The following is a 17,923-nucleotide window of genomic DNA, read 5'->3' on the forward strand; positions in this document are numbered from 1 at the left end:
GCTGAGATTATGTTTCCGCATCACGATTCGCTACCAAAGTGATACTTGGAAAGGCTACTTCTCCACGGTCTCGGTACCCTGGTAAAGATGAACATAGTGAATGATCTGAGGCGAACGATTGAGCTTGTCCAGCGCGTGATAAAACGTCGTCGGGATCGCAGGGAGACACTTGAGCTTTTAAGAGATCGGGGTGCGCCGCCGCCTCAGCATTTTAAGATTGTCGTCTATTTTGCTGACGATCGGGTCAACCTATATCAGATGAGGCAGTGGTATAGGCCGTTAGCTGTGCTGGCAGAGCAGTGGCCGGTGATGATTATTGCACGCAGCGCGGGTGGGGCGCGCATGATTATCGAAGAAACAAGCTTGACCGTTGCGTTTGCGCCACAGGTGTCCGATCTTGAGCAGATTGTGAAAGACCAGGACATTCGTATCGTTCTCTACGTTAATCAAAACACCCGAAACTTCCAGATGATGCGTTACGGGCGTATGTGGCATGTTTTTATCAATCACGGTGAGAGCGATAAAATGTATATGACCACTAATCAATTTAAGGCTTATGATTACAGTCTTATAGCGGGTAGTGCTGCGCGTGCTCGGCTGGAACGCGTCCTGTGGAATTACGATTTCGATACGCGCGCAATCCCCATTGGACGCCCTCAAATAGACCACTACGACGGCGAAGTTCCGTATCCGAGTGATGGTCGGGTGAGCGTTCTCTACGCCCCCACCTGGGAGGGGGACCGGCCAGCCGCGACATACGGATCAATTGTGAGCCACGGAGTAGAGTTGGCTACGCAGATCCTCGAGAGCGATAGACATCGACTGATCTACCGTCCTCACCCCAGAAGCGGTGTTGTGAGTGTCGAGTATCGAGAGGCGCACGCCAAAATTGTTAGCCTCATTGAGGAGGCAAACCGGATACGGCCAGATAGCCATCATGTTTACGACCAGAGCGCACAGATCGGCTGGCAGCTTTCCCGCACCGATGTCGTTATTACTGATATTTCCGCGATGATCTATGACAGGCTTGCGGTGGGCAAACCAATTTTCGTAACCCGCCCGGTTTCTGCGGAGGCTGTGGTTGACTCTGAAGGATACCTTTCACAGTGTGAGTGGTTAGAAGCCTCGGAGGCGCCCCAGGTGATCTATCGTGTCGACAAGCTACTTAACGATCTTGACGCTCAGGAGAGGCTGCTCTGGTGGTCCGAGCGATATTTTGGCGACATTACACCTGGTGCTTCTACACGGCGTTTTCACGCGGCGATCGAAAGAATACTTGATGATTGGCAGAGCTGGAACGATCGATCCTAAAGCGCGTTATCTGCGTTATACAGAGCGATGATATCTGTTATTGCTCCATCCGCTACGAGGGTGCCCTTGTCCAGGTAGAGGCCCCTTGTGCAAAATTTGGTGAGATCACGTTCATTGTGCGAGACCAGGAAGAGCGTCTTACCCTCGTCCAGCATTTCTCGAATCCTGACCTGACACTTATCGCGAAATGCTTTGTCACCAACCGCTAGCACCTCATCAACGAGCAAGATGGGTTCATCAAGCTGCGACACAACTGAAAACGCGATGCGCACCTTCATGCCGCTCGAAAGATGTTTATACGGTGTGTCGATGACCTCCTGAGTTGACCGTTTTTTGGTGGTCTTGCCTATTTTGGCTCGGGGAATGGCTTGTTTACGCGAGAGTAGCAGCACGGTCGGGGCACTAAGGGGGGTGTCTGTACCCTGGTTTCATGGGTGAATACGTACGCCGTGTGAAAACCGGGTCAGGTGCGACCGCGGTGCAGATCGTGTCGAAAACGCGCGGGGTGCGCAGCATTATTGAACATATCGGTTCCGCGCACACTGATCTGGAACTCGAGTTCATGGTCCAGACCGCGAAAACTCGCATCAGGGAACGCGCTCAGGCTACCGGTCAGACAGAACTCCAGATCGATACCCCAGCCGATCCTGCCGGGCCGCGTATCACGATGCAGCACTCTTACTCGCGTGTGCTCTACGACACTCTCGTCAGCGTTTACGACCGGCTTGGTTTCACTGATGCTGTGAACGATCGGGTATTTCGTGACCTCGTGATCGCGCGTATCATCGAGCCCTCTTCCAAACTCGATACGATCCGTATCCTTGATAATCTCGGACTCAAAGCGCCCTCGTATAGTGGCATTCACCGGTCATTGAACCAGGCCGCGAAGGGCAACTATCGTGATAAGTTCTCTGCTGCCTGCGTCGCGTTCCGGGGGACTGAGCACCTCACGTTGGTGCTCTACGACGTCACCACACTGTTCTTCTACGTCGAGCAAGAGGATGAGTATCGCAAGCCTGGTCTCTCCAAAGAACGCAGGCTCGAACCCCAGATCGTGCTGGGGCTTCTCGTTGACGAACACGGGTTCCCGCTGCAGTTACATTCGTTCGAGGGGAACACAGCTGAAACGCTCACTCTCGTGCCCGTGCTCGACAGGTTTCGGGCGCAGCATCCCGAGGTGACGGTGAGTGTTGTGTGTGACGCAGGTATGCTCTCCGCAGCGAATCTTCTCGCGTTAGAGACGGCTGGTTACTCGTTCATTGTGGGGTCCCGGATCGCGAAGACTCCACCTGAGGTTACCGAGTATCAACACGATGGTTCTGAACTCTGTGACGGGCAGGTATTTGAGTGTCGACAGTGGTTTGGTCAAGGTGAAAGGCGGCGTGAACGGCGGGTGGTGTATCAGTACCGTGAGAAACGTGCCCGTCTGGATCTGCGTAATATCGAGAAACAACTCGAGAAAGCGAAAAAGGTCGTTGCCGGGACCACGCCTGTGAAAAAGAGTCGGTTCGTGAAGATCAGTGGCGCAGCCAAGAGCATTGATCAGGTTTTGGTGGAATCGGCTAGGCAGCGGGCGGGGATCAAGGGGTATGTCACGAATCTACCTGTCTTAACGGTGAGCGCGCTGAGGGTGATTGATGCATACCATCAGCTCTTCAATGTTGAGGCGTCATTTCGGATGGCGAAGACTGACCTCAAAGCCAGGCCGATCTATCACCGGCATCGGGAGAAGATCGAGGCGCATCTCACGGTTGTGTTCTGCGCGATCGCGGTCTCACGGCATATTCAAGAAGCAACCGGGGTATCGGTGAAGAAGTTCGTGCAGCAACTTGCCCGGGTACAAGACGGGGTGATCAGGATCGAGGGTGTGGAGCATATTGTTCCAGCCGCGATACCGGCAGAAGTACGTGAGCTATTGACCCGGCTCGGTGACTCGGGCGCGGGGCACTAAACCGGTCAACTCAGGTTCTACACGGCGTTTTCACGCGGCGATCGAAAGAATACTTGATGATTGGCAGAGCTGGAACGATCGATCCTAAAGCGCGTTATCTGCGTTATACAGAGCGATGATATCTGTTATTGCTCCATCCGCTACGAGGGTGCCCTTGTCCAGGTAGAGGCCCCTTGTGCAAAATTTGGTGAGATCACGTTCATTGTGCGAGACCAGGAAGAGCGTCTTACCCTCGTCCAGCATTTCTCGAATCCTGACCTGACACTTATCGCGAAATGCTTTGTCACCAACCGCTAGCACCTCATCAACGAGCAAGATGGGTTCATCAAGCTGCGACACAACTGAAAACGCGATGCGCACCTTCATGCCGCTCGAAAGATGTTTATACGGTGTGTCGATGACCTCGCTAAGCTCTGCAAAGTCAATGATTTTATCAAAGAGCTTGTCGACCTCACGGTGTGTAAGTCCGTGCAGACCCGCCGTGAGATAAACGTTGTCACGTACTGTGAGATCACCCACAAAGCCGCCGGTAATCTCAATGAGGGGGGCGACTCCCGCGTGCACTCTTACAGAGCCCTCGTCGGGGAGAAGCACCCCCGCCACAAGTTTAAGCAGGGTAGATTTACCGTTTCCATTGCGTCCAACAACACCAATTGCCTCGCCCTGATTTACCGTAAAGCTGACGTCTCGGAGCGCCCAGAACTCATCGGGTCGGGACCGCCGGGTGGCCCCGGCAAAGAGGTCTTTAAAGTTGCGACGGCGCCGACGGTTCCGCTTGAAATGAATCCCGAGGTTTTCTGCAACTATCAGCGGCGCTGCCTGCGGTTTCCCCCTATGCTGATCACCCATCTAGAGCTCCTTCAAAGCAGTACCAATGGTGCGGCGGAAAACAAGAATCCCCAACACGAGAAGGATAGTCGTTATGAGGACTGATCCTCCCACAAGAAACCAGTCGAGCTGTTTGGGGAAGAACCCTGCGCGATAGAGCGAAAAGATGCCGCTGAGGGGGTTCAGCGCCGCCCAACTGTGTAGCGACTCCGGCAGGTTCTGGGTGCTGTAGATGATGGGGGAAGCGTAAAACATGAAGCGAAGTATGAGCTTTGTGGCGCGCTCAAGATCGCGGAAAAAGAGCACGAGGGGTGCCAGTAGTAGCCCAAGTGCAACGCACAATGCGGCCTGGAGGACAATCGCGAGTGGAAAGAGTAGCAGATTGAGGTTGACGTGAGCCCCGCTGAAGATTGCAAAGAGCGCCAGAATGGGGAGGCTGAGAAGGAACTCAATTCCCTTTGAGGCAACGATTCGGTTGACCCAGATAGAGCGGGGGAGAGAAATAGAACGAACCAGCTTGGCATCTCGGAGGAATGCGCGGGTGGAATCGGAAACCGCTCCATTAAACCAGACCCAGGGGAGCAGAGCGACGAGAAGAAACACTATATAAGGTTCCTCTCCCACCCCTCGCTGGAAAACCTGGGTAAAGATGAACCAGTAGATGAAAGACATGACCAGGGGGTCAAGAATCGACCAAAGGTAGCCGAGCGCGGAGGTTACGTATCGTACCTTGAGGTCGCGTTTGGTGAGCAGGATAAGGGGTCGCCAATAGCGTAATCGGTGGGCTAATAAGTGACCAACCGCGGCGTTTTCAGTGTCTGCGGTTTTGCTCAATGGGTTCCTCATAGTGGGGATACCCCACAGGTGTTACAGAAAAACTAGACGAAGAGATTTGCTCTTTCTAGGTCTTCCGCAAAATCGACCTCCACAGCATAGAGATCTGAGATATCCATCGGTTCTAATAGTACGCGATCGTGTTCTATTGCTAACTCTAGACCACGTTCGAAGTAATCGTCATTATGTACACGCGCAAGATGCTGCATGAAAGCTGCTTTATCGCGGGAGGAAATGTAATTGATACCCACGGCCTCGCCAAGCGCGCCCTGACGGATAGTTTTGGAAAGTTCTTTAATGAAGCCCTCGGCGGTGACGGTGTATTTCACCTCTTCATCAGATACCGAGGAGGTATTAACCGTGACCATTGACTGATCTCTGACAATAATTGAGGCTGCGCGCTGGAGCACGATCGGGTCAAAGACGACGTCACCGTTCATCCAGAGCACACCGCCCTTGTTTGAGGCCCGCAGTGCGCGCAGGAGGCTTTTGGAGGTGTTGGTCTGGTCGTATTGCTCGTTGTAAACGTAGTTCAGCTGGGGGAAGCGTTCCACAATGTGTTCGGATTTGTAACCCACGACCGCGGTAACGGGAATTCCTGGGCCGAAGCCCTCGTTGATGTTATCGAGTTGCTGTTGCATGATCGAGCGTCCGTCGCTCAGTTCCGTGAGCGGTTTGGGAAGAGTGCGTCCCAGACGGCTTCCCATGCCAGCAGCGAGTATGACAATCTGAAGACTCACGTTTTTCTCCCACTCGAAGTTTTAGGTGTCCCGCCTGCCCTGGAGTATATTTTGGTGACAGAAGGGTAACGGATGCGATAATAGTGCCTCCGTGCTCGTAAAAGACTACATAACGTCGTGCTGAATAGTCAGCTTAAAGTGACCACTGTGGCCAATTTGTGATAAATGGAGGGTTCTTGTTAAACCTCTGTGATATCCTCGCAAAGGATCGCTCGATTTGGTAAATTTGCTGAGTGGTTGCTGTGTTTTCGTCAGACTCTATCCGATGATATTTTCCTCGGAATAACAGAGCATTTGGCGACAGTGCCCGTTTGACGGACGCAATTTGATGTAGTAGAACAGTTATTCAGAAAAACAACCAAATCACAGATATAGAAGAGGCCTAAAGGTATTGGAAGACGCACGGGAGCGAGAAGAAGCCGACTCTCCCACACACAATGGTGATAACGTGGTGCCCTCTCAGCGTTCTCGCTACCGTGGACGTCGTCCACAACGTCGAGCCGCCTCATCGAGAATCTCTGACCCGGCCTTGCCCCCAGAGGGCCCCTCGGGGGAAGAACCTGATTTTATCGAACAGCTTGTGTCAGCTCGGGAGGTTAACGACTCCTTGTCAATTGCATCGATTGCAAGCGAGAATCCGCCCGAAGAAAATACTCCAAGAGTTTCAGAAGCCAGCGCCCCGGAGAACGCTGCCTCAATAGGCGGCACAACAGCTTCCGAAACCGGCAAACACGCCGCATCAATACCCGTAGAGGAAACCCGAGAGGGGGCTGTTACAGGTGCCGCTGAGCTATCGGCGCAGGCGCGCAATGATTCTCGGGTAGAGAGCTCTCAAGGGATGGAGCGTATCCGTCAAAGGGTTACACGGGTAGAGTCGAGTCCCGTCATGCTAAAAGCACGTGGCCTGTCCAAAAGATACGGTGCTGTATTTGCTGCGAACGGAATTGATCTTGACGTAAAAGAAGGATCCTTCTACGGCTTTGTCGGTCCAAACGGTGCGGGTAAAACCACAACGCTCTCAATGATCACAGGACTCTTAAAGCCCACTTCAGGAACAGTATCGATTCTCGAACACGATATGTGGAAAGACTCCCTAGAGGCTAAGCGCCTTGTTGGCGTTCTTCCTGACCGGCTGCGCCTTTTTGACAAGCTCACTGGGGCCCAGCTTCTGTACTATGCGGGAATACTTCATGGGCTTGACCCAGATAGGGTGAGCGAGCGGGCAGCAGAGTTATCGGCCGCACTGGGCCTGGAGAACGCACTGGGCCGTCAAGTGTCTGACTATTCAGCCGGTATGCAGAAAAAGATTGCCCTGGCCTCCGCGATGATTCATACCCCTCGCATTCTTGTTCTTGACGAACCGTTTGAGTCCATCGACCCTGTTTCTGCCGCAACTGTTACCGAAATGCTTGAGATCTTCGTGGAGGGTGGAGGGAGTGTGCTCCTTTCTAGTCACAGCATTGATCTCATTCAGCGGGTATGCGACCATGTGGCAATTATCGTCGAGGGAAACATCGTTGCCTCGGGAACTGTTGATGCGGTGCGCGATGGGATAAGCCTGGAGGACAGATTCACCAGGCTTACCGGTTCCGACGAAACCACAGAAGGGTTGGAATGGTTACGCGGATTCTCCGGTTAAGACTCAGCGTCCTAGCCAATTCATTTCACCGTAAGCATAAGGGATTTGGTCGTCTTGCCGCGTGGACTCTTATTGGGGCTATCCTCGCTGGCACGATTCTATGGCTGGGGTTGAATCGTAACCAGGAAATCCTTCATGATTTCCCCCAACTGCTCACAGTAGTGGGGTCTCTGGTTCTGGGGCTCTCCCTGATTGTCCCTCTATTTATGCGGGGTGCCGCCCTCGATCCGCGACAGTTTTCTCAGTATCCCGTTTCGAGAGGTTCTGTAGCCCGAGGGTTGGGACTTGCCAGCTTCCTGAGCGTTCCCACCGCATTGCTCCTCCTGGGACACATCGGTTATTTAATGATCTGGCGCGGAGAACCCGCGGTTTTTGTGGTTATTGTGTTGGGCAGTATTCTGACGTTGTGCGCGGCGGTTCTCTCGGCCCGACTCATGCGTACTCTCTCAACCTTTGTTTTTTACTCTGCGCGTGCTCGGGACTTTCTGAACATTATCGCCGCCGTATTGTTACTTGGTCTTTTGCCCGTTATCTTTGTGATTTTTACCATCGATTGGTCTCGGGCAGGGCAGCCCATACTTGATAGCATTGCGCAGAATCTGGGCTGGACGCCTCTGGGAGCTGCTTTTAGCGCCCCCTTTGAGCTGGTTCAACACAACACCGATGTTGCCTACAGTAAGTTGATTATCACAGCGGGGTACGTTGTAATCCTGGCTGTGCTCTGGCGGCTCCTCGTCCAGGTCATGATGACCAGGATCACGCGGCCCGCCCGACCTGGAATTGTCCGAGTGGGAATGGGATGGTTTGAACGGGTTAGTCCAACTCCCGCGGGGGTTATTGGGGCGCGCAGCATGACCTATTGGATGCGTGACCCCCGGTATCGGGTACCGCTAGCGATTCTTCCACTAGTGCCGTTTGCTATTATGGTTCCTCTCGCTGTGGCAACTATGCCTTGGAACTACGTTGTTCTTGTTCCCCTGCCGATACTGTGCCTTCTGTTGTCATTCTCCGTACACAACGATGTCGCCATGGACAGCACCGCGCTGTGGCTACACGTTTCAAGCGCAACACGCGGTATCGATGATAGACGTGGACGTTTATTGCCCGTGTTGCTTTTCGGAACGCCGCTGGTTGGGCTGGGAAGCATAATCACGCTGCTTTTCTCTGGCGATTGGCGAATACTCCCCGCAATTATCGGTGTTAACATCGGAATTCTTCTTGTGGGAACCGGAGTATCCAGTGTCATTTCCGTTTTGTTTCCCTACGCTGCCACCCGCCCGGGCGATAGCCCGTTTGTGCAGCCGCAATCGGTCGGCTCGCGCGCAGTGCTTGCCCAGCTCCTAAGCCTGCTGCTCACGATTATCTTTATTTTCCCCTCCGTTGCTCTGATGGTGATTGGGCTTCTGGTAAACCCTGTTTATCATTTCTGGTCTCTGGGTGCGGCGCTGGCCATCGGGGGAACCGTTTTTGCGGCGGGCCTGATCGGCGGCGCTCGTATCTTTGACAACCGATCTACGGAACTGCTTGCCTTTACAGAGACAGCAGACTAGTAGGGGAGAGGGAAGGCTTTTACAACTCAGGGTGCGGGCTGGTGCACGGTGTAAACTTGTTCCCATGAGTCAACTAGGAAATGAGCCTCTTACGGGTGGTGGCACTGATGTGCTGGATCGTGAGCTCGAAGAACTTCTGAACCAACACAGCAACGACGACGGTGACCATGAGCGTTTTTCACACTACGTAAAGAAGAACAAGATTATGGAATCTGCGCTTTCGGGTAAACCGGTGCGTGCCCTCTGCGGTAAAAAATGGGTTCCGGGGAGAGATCCCGAAAAGTTTCCGGTGTGCCCGGACTGCAAAAAAATCTACGAAAAGATGAAACCGGGAGAGTAGCTTCGCGAGGCGGGAGACTTCATCGTTGAAAATTCTCCCGCCCGGGTTAACACACGGGTGGCCTGCGTGATGCTCTAGAGACCGGGTGCCGTCATCTTGGTGACGTCGAGGGCTGTATCTAGCTGTTCCTCTGTAACCTCACCACGCTCCACGTAGCCGAGAGCCACAACAGCCTCTCGAACCGTGATTTTCTGAGCCACCGAGTACTTGGCGATTTTTGCGGCGGCTTCGTATCCAATAATTCGGTTGAGGGGTGTAACTATCGATGGTGAAGACTCGGCCAGGGCGCGGGCGTGCTCCAGATTGGCCTGAAGACCGTCGATTGTCTTGTCTGCGAGAACACGGCAGGAGCTTGCCAGCAATCGGATCGACTCGAGCAGTGCAGTGCCCATGACGGGTATGGCTACGTTGAGTTCAAACAGCCCCGACGCACCGCTCCAGGCGATGGTGGCGTCGTTTCCGATGACGCGGGCGGCAACCATCAGTACTGCCTCGGGAACAACGGGGTTAACCTTTCCCGGCATGATGGAGGAACCCGGCTGAAGATCGGGGATATGGAGCTCCCCGAGCCCGGTGTTGGGGCCAGAACCCATCCAGCGCAGATCATTGTTAATCTTTGTAAGACTCACCGCAATAACACGGAGCGCTCCGGAGGCCTCAACCAGGGCATCACGATTGGCCTGGGCCTCAAAGTGGTTACGGGTCTCGGTGATGGGTAGTCCGCTATCGTCGGCAAGCTTGGTGATAACCCTTTGCGGGAAGCCCGTGGGGGTGTTGATACCGGTTCCCACCGCCGTACCACCCAGAGGAACCTCTGCGACGCGGGATAGCGTGGAGGTGACCCGCTCAATCCCCAGGCGAATCTGTGCCGCATATCCACCAAATTCCTGCCCCAGTGTGACCGGGGTAGCGTCCATGAGGTGGGTGCGGCCGGTCTTGACCGCGTCTTTCCAGAGTTGAGCCTTTCTCTCCAGGGAGAGGGCTAAATACTCGAGCGCCGGGATGAGGTTGTTGATGAGGGCTCCGGTCACGGCAACGTGTACCGAGGTGGGGAAGACATCGTTGGAGGACTGTGAGGCATTCACATGGTCGTTGGGGTGAACGGGAGAGCCGAGGGAGTCGGTTGCCAATCGGGAGAGCACCTCGTTCATGTTCATGTTTGAGGAGGTTCCGGAGCCCGTTTGGTAAACATCGATGGGAAACTCGGCGTCCAGGCTGCCGGTGATGACCCGGTCCGCGGCCTCTGCGATGGCCTGCGCAATGTTGCTGTCAATGACACCGAGCTCGGCGTTTGCCAGGGCTGCGGCTTTTTTGATGCGGGCGAGAGCCGCGATCTGTGCGGGCTCCAGCGTTGAACCTGAGATGGGAAAGTTCTCGATGGCGCGCTGCGTTTGAGCGCCGTAGAGCGCGTCTTTGGGAACCCGTACTTCGCCCATTGTGTCGTGCTCAATGCGATACTCGTTGTTGCTAACCACTTTCGTGACATCCTTATCTTTTGTAGGGGCTGTAATGGAGATTTGAACTCTGGGGAGGGGACTCCCGATTGTTTTTAGGTGTCGGTGTTGATCGGGCCGATGGCCACGCTTGCATCAGCCCGTCCCTCAACCAGACGATAGTTAGCACCGACGATCCCCAAGCGGCCCTCAGCAACGGCCTCGCTGATGAGCTCGGACTCTCGCAGCAGTTCGGCGACGCACCCTCTGAGGTGGAAACGACCAACATCAAACGTATCAATTTTTTGGGGGTCGACGTAGGGAGTTGAGGGGTTATCGCGCAGCCACACTGCCTGAACGGCGGGAACAATGGGTCGAATTTGACCCGCAATCTTCGGTGGAAGGAGTGAAGGGTTTTTTTGTTGGGAGCTGACCGCCGCGGCAACAGCGCCGCACTCGTCGTGCGCCAACACAACGATGAGTGAGATTTTAAGCATTTCCACCGCGTATTCCAGCGATCCAACAACGCTATCCGACACGATGTGCCCGGCGTTACGAACCACAAAGAGATCGCCCAAACCCTTGTCAAAGATGATTTCTGCGGCCAAGCGCGAGTCCGAGCAGCCGAGAAGAGCTGTGCTGGGGCTCTGGCTATAGTGCGTGCGTGCGCGGTGCTCAACGTCCTGATGAGGGTGCTCGGGAACTCCCGCAACAAAGCGGTTGTTGCCCCTTTTCATTTCCTGCCAGGCCTCGGCGGGAGAGAGTCGTAGGGGAAAGTTACCGTCCGATGATGTTGCCACGCTAGCTCCCCTCTTCAGTTTTTTGCTCCGATGGTTCAGAGAGAATATGCTGGGCGATGCTCTCCGCCAGGATGCGGGTCTCTTCCGGGGAAGCGGTACCAAAAATGACGTAGTCACTCTTCCCGTCCGAGGCAGTGAGAGCGTAGATGACGTTGCCGCCGTCTGCCGCACTATCCCGATGATCGTACACCGTCCACAAGACCCCACCGATGGTTTCTGTTCCCGTGGCGTTTTTCTTGTCTAGCTGATCCGCAACCCACTCGGGGGTGGCATCAAGCCCCTGGCTCAGCGCCACAAATTCATGTTCGGGGGTAACCCACCCTACATACCATGACGTGACATTGTGAGCTGAGGAATGGCGTAGCTCAGCCGCATTTGACAGCCAACCCGTGGGAAGAGAGGGAGTAGCGAGGGTTTGTGTCACGCTGGGCTGCGCCTCCCTTGCTACCTCAACAAAGTCGATGTTCCGTTCGGTGGTGTAATTGCCGCGGGGAACCGCCAGGACGATGATCACCACCACCCCCAGCGTGGCTAGGAGTGAAAGGACCAGGTTATTGATTGTTTTGCGCTCGCGGTAGAGTCGCGAGTTTTCCGCCTTGCGGGCCGCCGTCTCCTCAGGGGTTTCCGGGCGCCCCAGTTCGGCCACTACGCGCGGGGGACGCTCGCTCATTCGTCGCCGGAGGGGGCATTGGTGGGCACAGTTCGGGCGGCCTCAAGGCGCTCTTTGGCACCGATAAGCCACTCCTCGCAACGAGCAGCAAGTGCCTCGCCCCGCTCCCAGAGGGAGAGGGACTCTTCGAGCGTGGCGGTGCCCTGTTCAAGCTGATTAACAACCGTGATTAATTGGTCACGGGCTTCCTCGTAGCTGAGTTCTGAAACGTCTGTGACGGAGGTCATGCCCACCAGTCTATCTAATTTAGGGTGTTTCAAACGCGGGATCACCGTTTGAGGTTGCGGCAATCTGTCCGCCGGGGAGGGTGAGCGTGAGCGTGGTTCCCGGGGGAGCCTCTTGCGGCTTACGAATGATGCTACCCTCGGCGGCCTGAACGATTGAGTATCCTCGATTGAGCGTGGCCCGTGGCGAGAGGGCTTTGAGCCGGGATCGCAGCTCGGTAGCTTCACCCTCGGCGCGTTCGATCGTGCGGCGGGCAAGTTCTGAACCGCGGGCCACGTAGCGTGTGACCTCCTCCGCTCGTGTGGTGACAATCCATTCGCTCTCGGCCAGTACGGGACGTGAGCGAACCTGCTCGATACGCGATACCTCGTGAGAGATCAGCATGGTCATGCGGGTCTGTAGCTGAGCGCGAGCCTGAGAGACGCGCGCAAGCTCCTCCGCAACATCGGGGACAACACGCTTTGCCGCGTCTGTGGGGGTGGAAGCCCGCAGGTCGGCTACCTCATCAAGCAGTGGGCGATCGGCCTCATGACCGATAGCGCTCACAATGGGGGTTGCCGCCGCCGCCGCCGCACGCACCACCCGCTCATCACTGAAGCCCAGGAGGTTTTGGAAATCGCCTCCACCACGCGCGATGATGATGACGTCAACCTGTGGGTCGCTATCTAGTTTTTCGATTGCCGCGGTTACTTCTGACGGCACTCGATCACCCTGAACAGCCGAGTGAACCACCCGAAACTGTACCCCCGGCCAGCGCAATTGAGCGTTGCGTAGAACGTCTTTTTCGGCGTCGGAGTCTTTCCCCGTAATGAGGCCTATGCGCTGCGGAAGAAACGGCAGCGGTTTTTTGCGCGAGAGGTCAAAAAGGCCCTCGTCGGTAAGCTTGGCACGTAGTCGCTCCAGGCGCTCAAGCAGATCGCCGAGGCCCACCTGTTTCATACTAAAAACCTGCATAGTGAGGGTGCCGCCCTTGACCCAAAAATTGGGTTTAACGAGCAACACAACGTGATCACCCTGTGCAAAATTTTCTTGGGGGAGCTTGGAACGAACAGAGGACCAGATTGTAAAGCTGACGGTTGCGTCCTGTTCGAGGTCCTTGACTTTGCCGTATACGTTTCCCGCCGACACGCTCCACTGGGTGACCTCACCCTCGATCCATATTGTGCCGAGGCGATCGATATACTCTCGAATCTTTGTGGACATGACCGCTACTGGCCACGGACTCTCTGCGGACGGTACCGATTCGGTCATTTAATACACGCTCCCATTCCTTGCTCAGAGGACTCGCCTAGACTGGATGCTATGACCATAGCTCAGCCCGACCAACGCACGATTGGCGCACCCGTTGTTAGTTTAGCGATGCCTCGTGTTCGAGGGCCTCGTAATCGTCTGAAAAATAATCCGGTTACCGGTGAGAAAAAGGTATTGCTGGCTGCCCCACGAGGGTATTGCGCGGGTGTGGATCGTGCGGTTGTGGCGGTGGAAAAGGCGCTGGAACGTTACGGCGCCCCCGTGTATGTGCGTAAACAGATTGTGCATAACATCCACGTGGTGAATACCCTGGAGCGAATGGGCGCGATTTTTGTGGAAGAAGTGGACGAGGTTCCGGAAGGGTCTCACGTGGTGTTTTCTGCCCACGGTGTCTCCCCGGCCGTTGTGCAGGGTGCGGCAGATCGGGGGCTACAGGCCATTGATGCCACCTGTCCACTCGTCACCAAGGTGCACCGCGAGGCCGTTCGCTTTGCAAAGCAGGACATGGAGATCCTGCTCATTGGTCATGATGGCCACGAAGAGGTAGAGGGAACGGCGGGTGAAGCTCCCGAGCACGTGACAATTGTAAACTCTCCCGATGCGGTTGACGATCTGGTGGTTAAAGACCCAGAGAAGCTGGTTTGGCTCTCGCAAACCACGCTGAGCGTTGACGAGACTATGGAGACGGTGCGTCGCCTGCGTGCCAAGTTCCCCAAGCTGCAGGATCCTCCGAGTGACGATATCTGTTACGCAACCCAGAACCGTCAGGTTGCGATTAAAAAGGTTGCCGCGAATGCTGACCTGGTCATTGTGGTTGGTTCCGCAAACTCTTCAAACTCAGTGAGGCTTGTTGAGGTGGCGCTGGAGTACGGCGCTCAGGCTGCCTACCGGGTGGACTACGCGCACGAGGTGAAGCAGGAGTGGCTCGACGGGGTCAACACGGTAGGGGTAACCTCCGGGGCTTCGGTTCCCGAGGTGCTTGTCCAGGAACTGCTTGATGACCTTGCAGATGCGGGATATTCGAGCGTGCAGGCCGTGGTGACGGCGGAAGAAGACCTCGTATTCTCACTGCCTAAGGAGCTCCGTAAGGATGCGGCGGGTAACCGCGATGAGCGTGCCCTGGGCGGACGCAATCGTGCGTAAATAAAGAACACGCTGCCGCAGTTGGTCAGCGCCTAATTGTGCAAAAGGAGCTTGAGCCTAGCAGCCGTATCCGGACGTTTTCGCCTGTCAGAGAAGCGAAGCAATCAGGCCGATTGACCCGATAGACAGCGCCACCAGACCAACGATCACAAGCACGGCAACCCCTTTGGCGTTGGCAAGCCATCCGAGAAAGCCGGAGCGCCCCCGTTCCAGTGTGTCTTCGTCCTCCGCGAAGGGGTCAAATCGCTCGCCGTCCTGGTCATTCTGGTTATCTATCATGCTGAAAAGTGATTCATAAGGGTCGGGTCCGCCGCTAGTGCAAGGAAAAGCGTGACAAGAAACAGGATGATCGACAGAATACCGCCGAGGAGTGGAACGTAAAATGCTCGGCGCTTGCGTACCAGCAGAACAACACTAATCGCCACGGTGATGATCCACAGGACGACCTGGCTGACCCTACCGAACATCACTATGCCCGCAAACTCTGCCGGTTCGGTGAAGTCGCCCAGAGAATACTGCTCGTACATCATCTGAAACGCCTGGGGCATCCCGCTCAGGAGTGCTACAGCAAAGGCTGCTCCCGCAAAAGAAAACATGAGCAAGATGGTGGTTACCACAAGATCAACGGAGTTGCGTTCTCTCGGCGGAGTGCCAAATTGCTGCTGTCGCGCGTTGACGTGTGCCGAGCCGGATAACGGCGCATGCTCGGGAGTACGCGCCGTTGAGGCATCATCCGGGATGGGTGGAGCACCGCCGGAGGAGACTCCACCTCCCTGCTCCGCACCCTCTGGGGTCCAAGACCAACCGGGAGGGGCGTACTCCCCATACTGTGGTTTTGGTCGGTTCTCGGGAGGGGAACCCGATCCGGGTTTATCGGAGGCGTTGTGAGTTGCCATTGTGTGTTTTATCCGATTGTTTTTCCAGCGGAGCCCAGCTGCTGAGTTGCCTCAACAACGCGGGCGGCCATGGCGGTTTCCGCGTTTTTCCCCCAGGCGCGGGGGTCGTACTTCTTTTTGTTACCGACCTCGCCGTCAACCTTAAGGACGCTGTCGTAGTTGCTGAACATCCAGTCGGCGATGCTGCGAGTAAAGGCGTATTGGGTGTCGGTGTCGATGTTCATCTTGATGACACCGTTTGCAACGGCCTCGGCGATCTCCGCCTCGGTTGAACCGGAGCCTCCGTGGAAGACCAGGTCAAGCGGCTTGGGGCCGTGTCCATACTTGGCAGCGAGCCCCTCCTGGATTTCTTTGAGTAGCTCGGGACGCAGCTTGACGTTGCCGGGCTTATATACGCCGTGCACGTTGCCAAATGTAAGTGCAGCCATGTAGCGTCCCTGCTCGCCAAGACCCAGAGCCTCAACCGTTGCAATCGCATCGTCAAGTGTTGTGTAGAGGCTGTCGTTGATGTCGTGGCTCACGCCGTCTTCTTCGCCACCCACAACGCCGATCTCAACCTCGAGGATGGCATTGATAGCCTTCATGCGGGGGAGTAGCTCTCGGGCGATCGTGAGGTTTTCGGTGAGGGGAACGGCTGAGCCATCCCACATGTGCGACTGAAAGATCGGCTCTCCGCCGGCTCGAACCCGAGCTTCGCTCGCCTCGATCAGGGGAAGCAGGAAGCCGTCCATGGCGTCCTTGGGGCAGTGGTCTGTGTGCAGGGCAATGGTCACGGGGTAGGCTTTGGCAACCTCGTGGGCGTATGCGGCAAAGGCGAGAGCCCCGCCCGCGCGGTTCTTGACGGTGTGACCCGCCCAGTAGTCAGCACCACCTGTTGTCACCTGAATAATCCCGTCGGAGCCAGCCTCGGCAAACCCCTGCAGGGCAGCACTGAGGGTTTGCGAGCTTGATACGTTAACCGCGGGGAAGGCAAACCCTTGTGTTTTGGCGGTATTGAGCATCTGCGCGTATTGGTCGGGGGTTGCGATGGGCATGCCGGGTCTCCTTGTATCAAGAGGGAATGGCGGGTATAAATTACCCGCAGATATCACCAGTCTACTGAAGCCGGTGGGGGAAGGAAAACACGGCCTCTTTTTGTCGGAGGGACGGTATGGGGTACAGGACATTCTCAGGTTTAGGTTGCCCGAGAGGGGACGTAGACTTAAGGATGGTGATTCACACCGTGTGTCGTTTGTGAGCGACTGAGCCCAAAAGGAGTTTTACACCGTGGCAAAAAATGTTGATGGTTCTACCAACCTGCGTCCCGATCGAAACCTGGCGATGGAGTTGGTGCGTGCCACCGAAGCCGCTGCTATTCGCGCGATGCCCTTTATCGGACGCGGCGATAAGAACGCTGCAGATGGTGCCGCGGTTGATGCAATGCGTCAATTTCTGAGCACCGTGAACTTTTCGGGAACCGTTGTGATTGGTGAGGGAGAAAAAGACGACGCCCCCTGGCTATATAACGGGGAGAACGTGGGAAACGGGACGGGACCCGAGTGTGATGTTGCTGTCGATCCTATCGATGGAACGAGTCTCACCGCGGCCGGTCGGCAGAACGCCCTTTCCGTCATCGCGGTTTCCGACCGGGGAAGTATGTATGACCCCTCCGCGGTCTTCTATATGGACAAACTTGTGTGCGGGCCTGACGGTGTGGGGATTGTTGACATTCGTCAGCCCATTGGCGAAAACATTCGTGCGCTTGCTAAGGCAAAGGGTGTGGGTGCCGAGGATATTCGAGTTGCGGTGCTTGACCGCCCACGTCACGAAGGCTTGATTGAGGAGATTCGTGCAGCAGGCGCCGGGACTCGCCTTATGCTCGACGGTGATGTTGCCGGGGGCCTTAACGCTGCCCGATATGAGTCCCGTATTGACCTGTGCGTGGGGGTGGGAGGAACGCCCGAGGGCATTATCACGGCCTGCGCGGTTAAAGCCCTCGGTGGCCTGATCCAGGGAAAGTTGTATCCGCGTGACGACGAGGAGCGCCAAAAAGCCATCGATGCCGGACATGATCTGGACGCTATTCTTGAGGCCAACGATCTGGTGCGCAGCGATAACGCATATTTTGTTGCCACGGGTATAACTCAGGGGGAGTTTGTAGACGGGGTGCAGCGTAAGGGGCCAATTATCCGCACGGATAGCGTGGTATTGCGCTCGAAATCGGGAACCCTTCGTAAGGTTCGAGCTGATTATCAAGCATCACGCTGGCTTTAGGGGCGGCGGCCAAGGGGGTAGTACCGCCTGCAGGGTGCGGGAGGTGTAACCCCTTTGGC

Annotated in this window: 18 protein-coding genes and 1 pseudogene; 7 read left to right on the top strand and 12 right to left on the bottom strand. The window is 55.8% G+C overall.

All coding sequences use genetic code 11. The annotated features are described in order from the left end of the window. Positions 1 to 87 precede the first annotated feature (87 nt). Positions 88 to 1,311: a CDP-glycerol glycerophosphotransferase family protein gene (locus FrondiHNR_RS05190; RefSeq protein ID WP_279354472.1), complete on the top strand. Its 1,224-nt coding sequence runs from the start codon at positions 88 to 90 to the stop codon at positions 1,309 to 1,311. Here FrondiHNR_RS05190 and FrondiHNR_RS05195 read toward each other — a convergent pair. Next, positions 1,308 to 1,622 (bottom strand): annotated as a pseudogene (locus FrondiHNR_RS05195) (ABC transporter ATP-binding protein); the annotation flags it as partial. The gene FrondiHNR_RS05190 and the pseudogene FrondiHNR_RS05195 sit on opposite strands and share 4 nt — an antisense overlap. A 119-nt stretch (positions 1,623 to 1,741) precedes the next feature. Between FrondiHNR_RS05195 and FrondiHNR_RS05200 the strand changes: the two are divergent. Continuing rightward, positions 1,742 to 3,262, top strand: a complete 1,521-nt coding sequence (locus FrondiHNR_RS05200) for an IS1634 family transposase (RefSeq protein ID WP_279352517.1) — start codon at positions 1,742 to 1,744, stop codon at positions 3,260 to 3,262. A gap of 84 nt (positions 3,263 to 3,346) precedes the next feature. Here the strand turns inward: FrondiHNR_RS05200 and FrondiHNR_RS05205 are convergent, their stop codons facing one another. From FrondiHNR_RS05205 to FrondiHNR_RS05215, 3 genes are all read right to left on the bottom strand, one after another. Beyond that, entirely contained in the window at positions 3,347 to 4,111 is a 765-nt protein-coding gene (locus FrondiHNR_RS05205) for an ABC transporter ATP-binding protein (protein ID WP_279354185.1), read from the bottom strand. Beyond that, complete coding sequence (locus FrondiHNR_RS05210; protein ID WP_279354473.1) at positions 4,112 to 4,846, bottom strand: ABC transporter permease; 735 nt, start codon at positions 4,844 to 4,846, stop codon at positions 4,112 to 4,114. A gap of 122 nt (positions 4,847 to 4,968) precedes the next feature. Further along, positions 4,969 to 5,664 carry an NTP transferase domain-containing protein gene (locus tag FrondiHNR_RS05215; RefSeq protein WP_279354186.1) on the bottom strand — a complete coding sequence of 232 codons (696 nt, stop codon included), beginning with the start codon at positions 5,662 to 5,664 and terminating at the stop codon, positions 4,969 to 4,971. A 391-nt stretch (positions 5,665 to 6,055) separates the two neighbouring features. Between FrondiHNR_RS05215 and FrondiHNR_RS05220 the strand changes: the two genes are divergently transcribed. The 3 genes from FrondiHNR_RS05220 to FrondiHNR_RS05230 all read left to right on the top strand — a co-directional run bounded on the left by FrondiHNR_RS05220 (position 6,056) and on the right by FrondiHNR_RS05230 (position 9,193). Further along, positions 6,056 to 7,303: an ABC transporter ATP-binding protein gene (locus FrondiHNR_RS05220; protein ID WP_279354187.1), complete on the top strand. Its 1,248-nt coding sequence runs from the start codon at positions 6,056 to 6,058 to the stop codon at positions 7,301 to 7,303. Continuing rightward, positions 7,279 to 8,853, top strand: a complete 1,575-nt coding sequence (locus FrondiHNR_RS05225) for a hypothetical protein (protein ID WP_279354188.1) — start codon at positions 7,279 to 7,281, stop codon at positions 8,851 to 8,853. The genes FrondiHNR_RS05220 and FrondiHNR_RS05225 overlap by 25 nt, the downstream gene beginning before the upstream one ends. A gap of 64 nt (positions 8,854 to 8,917) precedes the next feature. Further along, entirely contained in the window at positions 8,918 to 9,193 is a 276-nt protein-coding gene (locus FrondiHNR_RS05230) for a DUF3039 domain-containing protein (protein ID WP_279354189.1), read from the top strand. A gap of 74 nt (positions 9,194 to 9,267) precedes the next feature. Here FrondiHNR_RS05230 and FrondiHNR_RS05235 read toward each other — a convergent pair whose 3' ends face one another. From FrondiHNR_RS05235 to xseA, 5 genes are all read right to left on the bottom strand, one after another. After that, positions 9,268 to 10,668 (bottom strand): class II fumarate hydratase, encoded by a 1,401-nt coding sequence (locus tag FrondiHNR_RS05235; protein WP_279354190.1) that lies wholly within the window; start codon positions 10,666 to 10,668, stop codon positions 9,268 to 9,270. 74 nt (positions 10,669 to 10,742) lie between these two features. Next, positions 10,743 to 11,363 carry a carbonic anhydrase gene (locus FrondiHNR_RS05240; RefSeq protein ID WP_279354474.1) on the bottom strand — a complete coding sequence of 207 codons (621 nt, stop codon included), beginning with the start codon at positions 11,361 to 11,363 and terminating at the stop codon, positions 10,743 to 10,745. A gap of 64 nt (positions 11,364 to 11,427) precedes the next feature. After that, positions 11,428 to 12,096, bottom strand: a complete 669-nt coding sequence (locus tag FrondiHNR_RS05245; protein ID WP_279354191.1) for a DUF4245 domain-containing protein — start codon at positions 12,094 to 12,096, stop codon at positions 11,428 to 11,430. Beyond that, the gene (locus FrondiHNR_RS05250; RefSeq protein ID WP_279354192.1) at positions 12,093 to 12,323 is read right to left on the bottom strand and encodes an exodeoxyribonuclease VII small subunit; all 231 of its coding nucleotides are present in this window, start codon (positions 12,321 to 12,323) and stop codon (positions 12,093 to 12,095) included. Before FrondiHNR_RS05250 ends, FrondiHNR_RS05245 begins: the two co-directional genes overlap by 4 nt. Positions 12,324 to 12,342: 19 nt before the next feature. After that, the gene (xseA, locus tag FrondiHNR_RS05255) at positions 12,343 to 13,572 is read right to left on the bottom strand and encodes an exodeoxyribonuclease VII large subunit (protein ID WP_279354193.1); all 1,230 of its coding nucleotides are present in this window, start codon (positions 13,570 to 13,572) and stop codon (positions 12,343 to 12,345) included. Positions 13,573 to 13,680: 108 nt separating this feature from the next. Here xseA and FrondiHNR_RS05260 point away from each other — a divergent pair, with 108 nt between their 5' ends. Continuing rightward, positions 13,681 to 14,715: a 4-hydroxy-3-methylbut-2-enyl diphosphate reductase gene (locus tag FrondiHNR_RS05260; protein WP_279354475.1), complete on the top strand. Its 1,035-nt coding sequence runs from the start codon at positions 13,681 to 13,683 to the stop codon at positions 14,713 to 14,715. A gap of 87 nt (positions 14,716 to 14,802) precedes the next feature. On the opposite strand, the gene FrondiHNR_RS05265 is transcribed toward FrondiHNR_RS05260, so the two are convergent. The 3 genes from FrondiHNR_RS05265 to fbaA are packed head-to-tail and all read right to left on the bottom strand — an operon-like array spanning position 14,803 to position 16,645. Further along, positions 14,803 to 14,994 carry a hypothetical protein gene (locus FrondiHNR_RS05265; protein ID WP_279354194.1) on the bottom strand — a complete coding sequence of 64 codons (192 nt, stop codon included), beginning with the start codon at positions 14,992 to 14,994 and terminating at the stop codon, positions 14,803 to 14,805. After that, on the bottom strand, positions 14,991 to 15,611 hold the full coding sequence (locus FrondiHNR_RS05270; protein WP_279354195.1) for a DUF6264 family protein: 621 nt from the start codon (positions 15,609 to 15,611) through the stop codon (positions 14,991 to 14,993). Before FrondiHNR_RS05270 ends, FrondiHNR_RS05265 begins: the two co-directional genes overlap by 4 nt. A gap of 8 nt (positions 15,612 to 15,619) precedes the next feature. Beyond that, entirely contained in the window at positions 15,620 to 16,645 is a 1,026-nt protein-coding gene (fbaA, locus tag FrondiHNR_RS05275; protein WP_279354196.1) for a class II fructose-bisphosphate aldolase, read from the bottom strand. 286 nt (positions 16,646 to 16,931) lie between these two features. Here fbaA and glpX point away from each other — a divergent pair, with 286 nt between their 5' ends. Next, the gene (glpX, locus tag FrondiHNR_RS05280) at positions 16,932 to 17,864 is read left to right on the top strand and encodes a class II fructose-bisphosphatase (RefSeq protein ID WP_279354476.1); all 933 of its coding nucleotides are present in this window, start codon (positions 16,932 to 16,934) and stop codon (positions 17,862 to 17,864) included. The last annotated feature ends 59 nt before the right edge of the window (positions 17,865 to 17,923 follow it).

The sequence above is a fragment of the Lysinibacter sp. HNR genome, assembly GCF_029760935.1.
Classification (GTDB): domain Bacteria; phylum Actinomycetota; class Actinomycetes; order Actinomycetales; family Microbacteriaceae; genus HNR.